Source organism: Candidatus Protochlamydia sp. R18 (assembly GCF_000648255.1).
GTDB classification, from domain to species: domain Bacteria; phylum Chlamydiota; class Chlamydiia; order Chlamydiales; family Parachlamydiaceae; genus Protochlamydia; species Protochlamydia amoebophila.
The window spans coordinates 20,146-31,404 of sequence record NZ_BASL01000664.1 but is presented as its reverse complement, the minus strand read 5'-3'; the positions used below and the strand labels follow the sequence as shown (position 1 = coordinate 31,404).

At 31.5% G+C, this 11,259-nt stretch carries 10 protein-coding genes; 7 read left to right on the top strand and 3 right to left on the bottom strand.

Annotated features, from left to right (window positions below; all coding sequences use genetic code 11):
* On the bottom strand, positions 1 to 181 hold a 181-nt coding region (locus tag TY19_RS04565), incomplete at its 3' end, for a transposase (RefSeq protein ID WP_042280574.1).
* 125 nt (positions 182 to 306) lie between these two features.
* Here TY19_RS04565 and TY19_RS11620 point away from each other — a divergent pair.
* Positions 307 to 510, top strand: coding sequence for an integrase core domain-containing protein (locus tag TY19_RS11620; RefSeq protein ID WP_052354778.1), 204 nt, complete (start codon positions 307 to 309; stop codon positions 508 to 510).
* Positions 511 to 1,111: 601 nt separating this feature from the next.
* Here the strand turns inward: TY19_RS11620 and TY19_RS04555 are convergent.
* Positions 1,112 to 1,867, bottom strand: coding sequence for a hypothetical protein (locus TY19_RS04555; RefSeq protein ID WP_042280573.1), 756 nt, complete (start codon positions 1,865 to 1,867; stop codon positions 1,112 to 1,114).
* A gap of 266 nt (positions 1,868 to 2,133) precedes the next feature.
* Between TY19_RS04555 and TY19_RS20535 the strand changes: the two genes are divergently transcribed.
* The gene (locus TY19_RS20535) at positions 2,134 to 2,412 is read left to right on the top strand and encodes a phosphotransferase-like protein (protein ID WP_079979222.1); all 279 of its coding nucleotides are present in this window, start codon (positions 2,134 to 2,136) and stop codon (positions 2,410 to 2,412) included.
* Positions 2,384 to 2,728 carry a phosphotransferase-like protein gene (locus tag TY19_RS20530; RefSeq protein ID WP_158383132.1) on the top strand — a complete coding sequence of 115 codons (345 nt, stop codon included), beginning with the start codon at positions 2,384 to 2,386 and terminating at the stop codon, positions 2,726 to 2,728. Before TY19_RS20535 ends, TY19_RS20530 begins: the two co-directional genes overlap by 29 nt.
* Positions 2,729 to 3,329: 601 nt before the next feature.
* Here the strand turns inward: TY19_RS20530 and TY19_RS04545 are convergent.
* Positions 3,330 to 4,007, bottom strand: coding sequence for a hypothetical protein (locus TY19_RS04545; RefSeq protein ID WP_042280571.1), 678 nt, complete (start codon positions 4,005 to 4,007; stop codon positions 3,330 to 3,332).
* A 1,129-nt stretch (positions 4,008 to 5,136) separates the two neighbouring features.
* Between TY19_RS04545 and TY19_RS26760 the strand changes: the two genes are divergently transcribed.
* From TY19_RS26760 to TY19_RS04525, 4 genes are all read left to right on the top strand, one after another.
* A complete protein-coding gene (locus TY19_RS26760; protein ID WP_445082246.1) occupies positions 5,137 to 5,730 on the top strand; it encodes a DUF6580 family putative transport protein in 594 nt (197 codons plus the stop codon).
* 1,210 nt (positions 5,731 to 6,940) lie between these two features.
* On the top strand, positions 6,941 to 8,185 hold the full coding sequence (locus tag TY19_RS04535; RefSeq protein WP_042280569.1) for a hypothetical protein: 1,245 nt from the start codon (positions 6,941 to 6,943) through the stop codon (positions 8,183 to 8,185).
* A 198-nt stretch (positions 8,186 to 8,383) separates the two neighbouring features.
* Entirely contained in the window at positions 8,384 to 9,976 is a 1,593-nt protein-coding gene (locus TY19_RS04530; RefSeq protein ID WP_042280568.1) for a hypothetical protein, read from the top strand.
* Positions 9,977 to 10,000: 24 nt separating this feature from the next.
* A complete protein-coding gene (locus TY19_RS04525) occupies positions 10,001 to 11,224 on the top strand; it encodes an alpha/beta hydrolase (protein WP_042280567.1) in 1,224 nt (407 codons plus the stop codon).
* The last annotated feature ends 35 nt before the right edge of the window (positions 11,225 to 11,259 follow it).

Genomic DNA, 11,259 nt, shown 5'->3' with positions numbered 1-11,259 from the left:
GTGCTCCTTGTTCCATTTGCCTTCTCCATGCAAAAAGTTGACTTGGTGTTATATCATATCTTCTTGCTATTTGGGAAACAGATTGACCTTCTTGATATGTTTTTTCAATAATCTGTTTTTTTTCTTCTAAGGACCATCGTCTTCTTCTTTCTACTGATGYAATTAATTTACAATTAGTCATAAATCTAGTCTTACTCCTATATCTTAGAGAAGCAAGCCAGATGGTCCGGTTTATTTGGGGAGCACTACAGGAGGCCAGCATGCATATTAAGCGATAATGGGACGGAATTTACGAGTAATGCTATTTTGAAGTGGTCATGGGATAACAAAATTAGCTGGAAGTCTATTCAACCTGGTAAGCCAATGCAAAATGGTTACATTGAGAGTTTCAATGGAAAGCTTCGTGATGAATGCTTAAATGAAAATTGGTTTTTAAATGTTAAAGATGCTCGTAGCACGATTGAAAAGTGGCGCGAGACTATAATGAGTATCGTCCTCATACAAGTTTAAAGGGTCTAAGCCCAAAACAATTTATTAGAAGTTTAAGTGAAAATAACAAGAAATTAATTGCTTGAATCTCTATTTAACTCTGGATGGAATCAGGGGGCAAGGTCACGACGTGTAAAAGAGTCGTATCACGACGACCACTTTTCAAGTAACCCATTAATGTGATATTAACTGAGGAAACTTTCCATATTTCCTTTGATATTTGATCCCAGGTCCACAGTTTTCCAGAGTCAGTATTAATAAGGTCGACAAAAATTGGTGAAGTATTCGAAAAGTTTCTTAAAAAAAGAACCAGCTGCGCATTTTGACAAAGATTCCCAAAAGTAGCTTCCTTTACATTAAGCAAAATACTTTTTTCAACGTTAGAAACTACTTCATTGTCAATCTTTAAAGTCCTTATTGTTAATAGGCATTTATCTTTGTGTACAGAGTCTTTGTTTACGAAACTTGATATTTGGCCTTTGTGAAAATTTTAGAAGGCTATGATGATACTTGGAACCCCGGATAAATTTTTAAATCCAATTGAGCGCGTGGGCATAAGAGAGAAATAAGCCTTGCTATAATAATAACAAGGCTGAAGAAATCTCTTAATTGTAGTTAAATACTATTGTATCTCAACTGTATTCAACTGCGTATATAGCTCATTAGCTATATCACTTGAAATAGAAGAATACATATTACAATTATAGTTATCGTGCCCATTCCCTCTATCAGAGATACTAGAATAAAGAAAGCTGCTAAATGTATTTCCTTCATGAGGAGTAAAAATGGCATGCATAATTGTATCAGCAATTTCTGGTAAATTTGATATAGCTCTAGGAATATCTCGTGGATTAATTTTCTCTACAAAGGCTAAGACACTTTTAGTTTGACAGTTAGGAAAAAGGACACCATTATTACGGTTAAGACCTTTGATAATGACAACATTTCGACCATCTAAAGCCCTTGTTCTAGCGACTGAATGATTTAAATTATCCCAATCAATCTTTTTAATAGCCTCACAAATTTTTTCATTCGGGGCTTGTGCAAGGTTAATTTTTGGCAATGCTTCAAATCTATCTTTTCCTCCTAAAATTTTGTAAAAAGCCTCCATTAAAGGATCTTTGGACAAAAGGTGGGTATAGATTGTCCATCCAGCAAAGGCTAATCCTGCTATCATGATAGGCCAACAGAAAATTGTAGCGCTGAGTTTTAAAGCTGCTAAAGATGCAAAAACTGCGACTGCCACCGCTCGAATCACTGCAATATTTTTTGGCAGTTGAGTTGAAATTTCTTTTCCTTTTCTAAAAGGTGCTTGGAAATTAGCATAATGCATTTGGTACTGGTCAGGACATGTTCCATAATATAAAAAATTGTTCATAAATCTCCTTAAATATAATTACAATCAGAACAGATTTTATTTATTGATTATTAAGGTTTTATAAAGTTTTTTAAAACAACTTTAATATAGCTGTTTAAACTCATGTGATTTAACTTAGTCTGAATATTAAGCTTAGCATGGATTTCTGATAAGAGTTAAAAATTAAATTTCTCAAAAAACGATTTTTTTAGGTAATTTTTTTCTGCGTAAAAAAATGAGATCATCATTCACCGGAACTTTAAATTTTTTAGAAATGTTTTGTATGTATGAAGCCCAAAGAAATTTTTCAAATCATTTATATTAATGGAACTTCTAGCTCTGGTAAAACTACTCTAGTGCAAGCTTTACAAGAAGCGTTGTATCAGCCATTTCTTCATATAGGTATTGATAGAGTCATAGGCATGATGCCGAATAAACTGAATAACTGGGAAGGAGGTAAAGCTCCTCAAGGGTTTAGTTGGAAATCATCTATTGATGAAACAAGCCATCCTGTCTATGACATTCAGATGGGGCCTTTTGCACAAAAAATTGAGTCAAATCCTTAAAGAAATTGTCCTCACGCTTGCTAAGATGAAGCATTTTATTATTATCGATGATGTAGCATTTGATAGCACTGCTGTCAATATATGGCGAGAAGTATTAAAAGATTATAAAGTGCTATGGATCGGGATTAAAACACCACTGCCAATACTTGAAGAACGAGAAAAATTAAGAGGGAATCGAATGCATGTAACGGCTAGAGCCCAGTATTTTAAAGTTCATAAGGACATTACTTACTATCCTGAATTTGACACAAGTAAAGAATTTATGGAAAATATTGTGCAAACAATAAAGGAAAAATTATGTCAGACAGATCATTGATTCAAACAAAACGATTAATATTAAGGCGTTGGCGAGAAGACGGCTTAAAAGTGTAGTTCAAGAGTTGGAACGAATCCTTGCTAAACCAATTCAATTCGATGAGGAATTACTTAATGATAATGCTAAACATGCTTTCTGCTTTAGAGGATTACAAAACAGTTTATTTGTGACGCGATGCTGACAAAAGTCTTACGAAATTCTACCGCAATAAAATATTTGATTATAAGCCTAATTAACCATTCGCCGGTGTAATAATTCATTTATTGCGTCGATTTTTTAAAGTTTATTTTAAACAAAAGTAAGAACAATAAGTTCCTTAGTACTTTCTTAATCTCATGATCACGCTTAGAAAGGCAAATATGGTTTAAATTTACTTCTTCCGGATTGATGGGTTAGTCTACGCAAAAAATTACTTGATAAAAGGATAACTCAATAGGCCAAGCAAGTATTTTTTAATGCTAATTGCGCAATATAGCATCTCTACCTTTTCCCTTTAGCTACGGATAAAAGTGCCATCTAATAATGACGATGGCCATCAAATTGATTCAAGAGATATTAAAAAAATAGAGAAAATTTTATAATATAGATAATCAAGGAATTCTTAAATCATTAGAACAGGACCCCAAGGAGCATCAAAAAACCTCGCATTTGCATGGTTTTTTTTAAATTGTTCTTTGTTCGAAACATAAACGATAGTATCAGGATCGATTACCTCTTTTGGAAAATTAAGAGAGCGATAATAAGCCCCTTCTTCTTGGTAATAAGTGTCCGAGTCATTTTGTAATGCTTTATAACCTATGAATTTGAAATTGTTAGGGGATACAAGAACATAGTTTTTAGGGGATTCAAGGGCATAGTTATTAGGATCATTTTTAAATCGCTGATTCCAAATTGCCTGATAGGTTGGGTTTGCGGTTGCTGCCGCTCTTCTCATATTATAAATAGTTTTCATCCCATCTACTTTTTTTCCCCCTACTTTACTTTTGACTATTCTAACAACAAACCCAACAAAACCTACAAAAGGAATAGCTTCTATTATTCCAGCAATGATATTAGCGGCGCCGTGAATAATATGGCTTGCTGATCGATTCCTCAAAGGTGTGTAATTAGAATCGAAAATTGTGGCAGTTGAAAAAATAATTGTACAAGCAAGTCCTGATAAACATTGAGTTCCTCCCATTCCAACCTTGACGATTCCAGGAATGATCCCTATTATAGGAGCGCCGGATCCCATACTTAAATACTCTTCAGCACAACTTAATACTTTTTCTATTTTCATCTTATTTTCTTTGTTGGTTAAAAGTTTTTATAAATTTGAGTGTTTATCAATTAATTTTATTTTAAATATTTATCAAATTTTAATTGTTAAATTGATAATGATTTTTCCTATAAAGGATAATTCTATCTAATTAATATTATATTTTAAAAATAAATTTATGGCAAATCAATTAAAAATATTTTTTAATCAAATCAATATCATTTTTAACAAAACTAATCTAAAATTAATTATTTTGTTATGAATATTAATCAAGTTTTAGATATATTGAAAGTTTTTTTTGTTAGTATTAATAAATTTTATAAAAGTTTAGTTTTCACAATAAAGCTCATTTGTCAGTTAAAATTGTTGAATTAAGTAGATGCAAATAATAAAAATTTTGGCTTGGGCAAAAAATATTTTTAAGTTTACAAAATGCAGAAAAGCTATGCACTTCAGGTTAAAAAAGGACAAAAAATGGTTGCTCATATGAAAGCCAAAGCAGTCATTTATTATTATTCTTAATTTGTCGCAATAAGACAACCTTAAAAAATTACTCCTAGAATTGGTTAGTCTATCAATAAATTGAAGAAAAATTAGAGGCAATTTTCCAAAAGGGTTCATGAATAACCGAATGAGAGTTTAGCATGATATACATTTTTATTAACGCGCAATTCTTAAGTGATACAATTCAAAGGTCTCACAGTAGCTATCGAAAATCAGTTTGAAAATCGAGGAACGGTTTTTGAACTTATAAATTTTGATGAAAAAAGAGCTTAAGCCTATTCAAAAGTTATGGGCAGCTCATCGAAAAATCTCAAAAAATTACCTAAAAACTTCAAACTTCGCCAAACATTCAAGAAATAAATTCTTATTTATCAAATATAAAATTTTGTCATTTGAAATAAGAATAGTTTCTAGGTGTGCAGTTGGTAAATGAAGTCAATGCTTCAGTATGCTTTCCACCTTTTTTTACTACTTTTTAAAATTTTCAAAAAAATTCAATAAATTGACAATAACAATAATTAATAAGTAAAAAGAACCCATGAAAAATTCGTCAAAAAAGAACAAATGAATTCCTTGGCTGATAGAAACTAAAATATAATTTTTAATCTTAGTGAAAAATTATATTTTTTATGAGTTGTAGCTTTGGATGATTGACAAAATCTGGTCATTTCCTCAATATTTTTTGATTATTAGATGCAACAGAGTTTATATGGATATGTCTCGCTTTTTAACAATTTTTGGATTAATTTTTTTTGGTATTGCTACGCGTGTAATGCCGCATCCCCCTTGTTTTACGCCCCTTAATGCTATTATCCTTTTTAGCGTTTACCACTATCAAAATCGTTCATTGACCTTATTTTTACTCTTTTCGACGCTTCTTTTTAGTGATCTCGTTATAGGGTTTTATTCTACATTACCGTTTGTTTATTTTAGCTTTTGCTTGGTGATTTTTATAGGGCAAAAACTTAAGGAAAAAATGCCTTTACGATATCTCTTCTTCATTAGTTTACTAACTTCCTTCCTTTTCTTTTTGATCACAAATTTCGGAGTTTGGACAATGGGTTCTTTATATCCAAAAACATTAGCAGGGTTAAGTACTTGCTACTTAGCCGGTATTCCTTTTTTAAGAAATCAAATATTAGGGGACCTAAGCTATAGCTTTTTGTTGTTTGGATATGTGGCATATTGGAAAAAAAATTTCTCAAGCCAATACGCCTTACGAAACTTTCAACCTAACTGAAAATAAACGCAAGTTTTGAACTGCATTAAAACCAATTATATTTATAGGTAAAACTTTTTAAAGAAAAGCAAAGATAAATTTGCTAAGTTTTTAGAATAATATTCTAGTTAAATAGATTTTAAAAAATTTGTGAATTTTATTAAATCAACGAAAAGTTAAGAAAGAGATAAAAATACCGCAGGAAGAATCATTTTGTATGGCTTTATAGAAATCTATAAATTTTTATTAGGTTTTTAATAACAAAAACATCAATGAAAAAAATTCACCAAATCATCTTCAATTTTCTCAAAAATTGAACAAAGTTACGATCATTTGTGCCAAAATTTCTTTTGTTTTAAGCACTAGTATATCTCCTTCAGGTTTTTTTCATATTCCTTCTTTAGCTGGGCGTATGTTTTTATATAGCTCAATTAAACGCTTTATTTACACGTAGTCTACTTTTTCATTCAATCCATGATACCCTCGACATATGACCCATATGGCTGCTATGCTTTGAGCTCTTCCAACAGTTGTGCAGTCAGCTTGCAAAGGGGATACATGGCTCTATTAAAAGTTTTATCCTAGTTTGCAAAATATTAGAATTAAAATGGTGGCCACCCTGTATAACAGATAATAAAGTGCGGTTATTTCATTTATTTAATGCGATAATAAATCAACCCTCTTTACATATCGACAAATTACTCTTGAGTAGTTTTAAATTCATGCGTCAGTAAAGTTTCGATTTGTTTTTTTAGATCAGAATATTTTTGCACAATAGATTTAATTTGTTGTAAATAAGGCTTAAAGGGGGGTAAGAAATTATTACATTTTCCATTTAAATATTTTAAAGAGAATTTAAAGCTTCATTGCTAATAAGATTCAAAGTAGTGTGCAATTCTCCGATAGCAGATGATGGAGGGATGGGGGAGGATAAGTGGAAAGTAGATTGGTAACGCAAATTTGAATATTCGTTGACCTTAGAAAAGTTTTAAAAAACTTTAACTTATTCTTTCTGTAAAAATTTTAATTGATTATAATTTTTTAATCTTTTAACAAATGCTGTTCAATGCAATCGTATGAACAAGCGATAATTGAACTATTTTATTTATTGTTTTTAAAGTTTTATTGTAAAATAAGTTGAAATTATATAAAATAGTTATTTTATGTGAATTATTAATAATAAAACAATAAAAACAAATATTTTTGAATATTAAATTTTAGGATGGAATAAATGAATCTCAGGACTCTTTTTTCTTCGACTTATTTGACATGGAATACGCTAGCTGCCCATTACCAAACACCGGGTGTTAAAATTACAGATGAATCGAATAAATGGATTCGCAAAACAGCTCCTATTGTCAATGTAGCAAAAAAAGCTCTCCTTATTGTTGCTTTCGCTATTACTACTATTGCAACGGGCTTATTTAGTCTGTTTATTCTTCCTTATCGTATTTATCAATTAAAAAATGCAAATCAATTGGTTGCAGCCGATCTTGCTCTTTTGACTTCAAGTCAAAGAGCCGAATTACGTCTCCAAATTGTAAATTGTATCAGAGAAAAAGAAAAAAAACATAATTTTCGCCTCACTTCTGAACAATATGAAGAATTTCTTAGAGATATCATGGCTTATTATGCTCGTAGTAGTGAATTTTATGGGCCTGTTGCTTTAGCATGGACAGAATATTTATTAGAAAAAGCAAATAAAGATAACCGTAAACTTGTATTTTGCGCACGAGATGGAATTGCTCCTTACGAAATTGCGTTAAAACTAATGCAAAGACCCGACTATCAACAAAAATATCCTAATTTAGTTGGTGAGGAAAAAATTGTTCTGGCCTATTTGTCAAGAGCAGTAGTGACAGAATCAAATAGAACAGCAGAAAATAAAGAAACCTTTCATAAATATTTAAATCAGTTGGGAATTCGTGATGGAGATCAATGCACTTTTGTTGACATTGGCTTTCAAGGCAGCCAAATTAATAATACCAGAAGTATATTAAAATTTAACAATCACAATATCGATGCATCTTTCAGTTATTTACTTTCTCATACAGATGATGCAGAGGGATTTATTATTTCCGAAGATGATAGCCGAAGAACTGAACAAGAAGCATTCAAACAACTACCAAGCATTATGTCCATTCTTTATAAACGTGCTGGTAGTAATTTAGCTACCCATTGGCTAGAAGACACTCATCAAAAAAATGTGAAGAGTCCTTCCAGATTAGTTAAAGTAGAAGAAAATGGCAAAATCAAAGTTTATCCAAACACTTTGGTTCCCGGTGCTAAGGAATTTGTAGCTTCAAAAGGGTCGAAAGAATATTTTATTAGAAAATGGTGCATAAAAGCAGTTGTGCAAGGCGCTGAAAAATATGATATTGCTACTCTTAATCTGTCTTTTGCAGTTAATCGTTTGGATGAAATGCTAGACAAAGTTGTAAAAGGGCAATTACCGCTTTTAGTTTCTCATCGATAATCCTTATCACTTTTTCTTTGATATTAAGGCATTCTACACAGCCAGCTTTAATATCTTTTATAAAAATTAAAATAAATTAATTAATTATTAAATTTTTATATAAATTTATTGTTTTTAATTTTTATTGTAAATAAATGTAAATTTGTTTGATTTATATTAATTATTTATTAATAATAATTTATTTTTGAAGGGTTTTACATGCATTTGATTTATAATCGTAGTCCAGTAGCTTCTTTTGTTTTGAAAGAGATTTCTTATCAACAAAAATCCTTCAAAAATAATCCACAGGGCAATTGTTTTTATAAAATAGGTCTACATGGATTAAGAACAACTTTTGCTTTAGCAAAACTTGTTGCAGTTGTCGCACTTCCTCTTTTTTTAATTTTAGATGGAATATTTATTATTAGCCGCAGACTAGGTTTGCATGCTATTCACTTACATTTTAGCGACTGTCATTACTTATTTGAATCTGACATATTTGATACTTATTTTTCCCAACTTAAGCAATTTGTAAAGGAACAAATCGATTGCATTCACGACATACAAAATTACGCAGAATTAGAACCCCATACTGTTTCATCATTCGCTAAAAAAACTTTAAATTTGGTGAATTTAATTTTAAATGCTCCTCCATTAAAAACAGAAAATGATAAACGTCAATTTCATCAGACGATGTTGATGCATCTCAGAGATTTAATGAAAGAGAGAAAAAGCTTAACTTCACAAGAAATTCTAAATAACCCTAGTTTTCAATGGATAGACCAATTATGCGAATGGCTTTATACAGGCCCTAAATTGCTTCCAGAAATGATTTATTTCGTTGAACAAGAACTAGATAATTTTTCAAACGCAAAGTTGTTGTCTGCAAAGACTGCAGAATTGCCTAACGTTATTGATCTATTTCATAAAGATCTAAGTAATCATCCAAGATATACGGGGGTAGAGGAGTCATTGCGTCTTTATGATCCCCATTATTTAGGCGACATCCCTTCCATTTTATATCATTATTCTATCGAAAAAAATGGAATTCCTAAAAAAATAAAAATGATTCGTACGCCTACTGTTACAAAAGATTGTAAACGTGATTTATCAGGAGTCTTAGTTAAAGCAAAAGTTGTTAAAGAATTTATTGGTTTTCTGGAAAGTTATCAAAGGCAAGAAAAAAAGCATATCTACTTTAATCTCATGCAGAGAAAGGGGTCAGAAGGGATTAGATCTCAAGCTATTGAAGAATTAGAACAGAAATATCCCAATCATCTATACGTGATCACATTGTCTAAAGATTCGGACTTTTATTGGCAAAGTAAAAAATTCAGATTAATCTCAAATGCGACACAATTTAAAGAACAGTTTATGATTGAAATGTTCGAGGGGAAAAATTATTTTTGGTCTTGGGCATTAAAATTAGATTGGAAACACGATTGTCAGCAAATTTTAGATCATGTGCATCAACTTTATTTTTTTAACCAAGTGGAACTTTCGCATCAGGAACGTCTAGATTTTATTGAACTTGCTTATATGGAAATTATTGAAGCAATTTGCTTGAGATTTTACCCTGATAGCGTTAACGAAGCTTGCAAAAGCTGCGTGGATAGAGGAGCAGCGGCTTTAGCTCTGCAGTATTTAAAAAAAACAGTTTTAAAAAAACAGGCTATAAGCGAATCTCAGAGAAAAAAAATCATGTCAATCGTTTTAGCACCGGCCATTTTAGCTATGAATCGGGTGATGCAGCATCAACGTGCCTCTCGTTTGCAAACGGCATGTCAAAGATTTTTATTAAATAGCATATAACCTAATAAACGGTATCATTAAAAAATGTTAAATCCTGTTTTCGTTTCAAGGAGTTATTTCTGTTTAGATAAAACATTTTCAGGAAAAACTGGACTGGGATATTTAGGACGAACAATAATTTGGATTAAAGATAAATTAAAATCTGTAGCAATTGATGCGTTGGCCTATGCCTTATTTTTTGTAGCGGCGCGGACAGTAATCTTTTCTTCTACGCACTCATTTAAAAAAAAATGTAGCGCCGCTAGAGTTGAAAATTCACGGCTGATTTTGCAATCCTTAGGTGGGAAAGAGTTAAGTTTAAAAATGCCAGATGGGCATCAAATTTCTGCCATGTATTTGAACAGTAGTGCCTGTTTGGAGGTTTTAATTAATAAAGGAGCTCAAAAAGATAACCTTCAATTAACGCAAGAGCAAGTTCAAGAAATTCTTTGGATTCCACAAGATAAGCAAGATCTTCTTCATTTGGTTGATAGATTAAATTTAACCCTTAAACAACATAATGGAAGAGATTATGTAGCTTTAGGCATTCCTAAAAATAGTTCTCAGATAGATTCCACACATGTTATAAGCGAATTAAATAAGGCAAATGCTGGGACAGTCATTTATGCTCCTGGAAGCGGCCATATATTTGAATTCAGACGAAAAACCATAGGTACTTTCTTAGTTGGATACGGTATGAACATGCTTGTATTCAATTATTCACAAACAGGTCGAAGTGAAGGAAAAATTTCTGAACAAGCATCTTATGAAAATGTAGAAGCAGCTTATGAATATTTGAAAAAAGTTAAAAAGTTAAGCAATCATAAAATTCTAGGTTATGGCCATTGCATGGGAGCAGGCCCAATTTTACATCTTGCTTCTAAACATTCTATTCCTACCTTGGTTGATCGTGCGCCGATAAATATGGGAACATTTGCACAATTAAGGCTCATTACTTTGTGTAAGCTCCCTTCTTTCTTCTATTTTTTAACTGATTGGGTCAAACCTGTGATGGAAAATTGTTTTCGTTATGCAAACGATGAAAGAATTGCTCATGTAAAAGGATGTTTAGCGCTAATAGAAGCAACGCATGATGCCATGATTCCCGCAGAATATATACAGAACCTTTTTGATTTAGCAAAATCAGCTAAGTCAAAAGTAAAATTAACTTTAGAATCTGATCATGATGCTGATTTATGTGGAAATGATGAGCTGTTAAGATTAGATTTAGGAAAATTTTTAACAGAAGCCCAGATTATTGGTTATTAATAAGTTGAAGCCTTGTAAATAACTAATAAAAATCA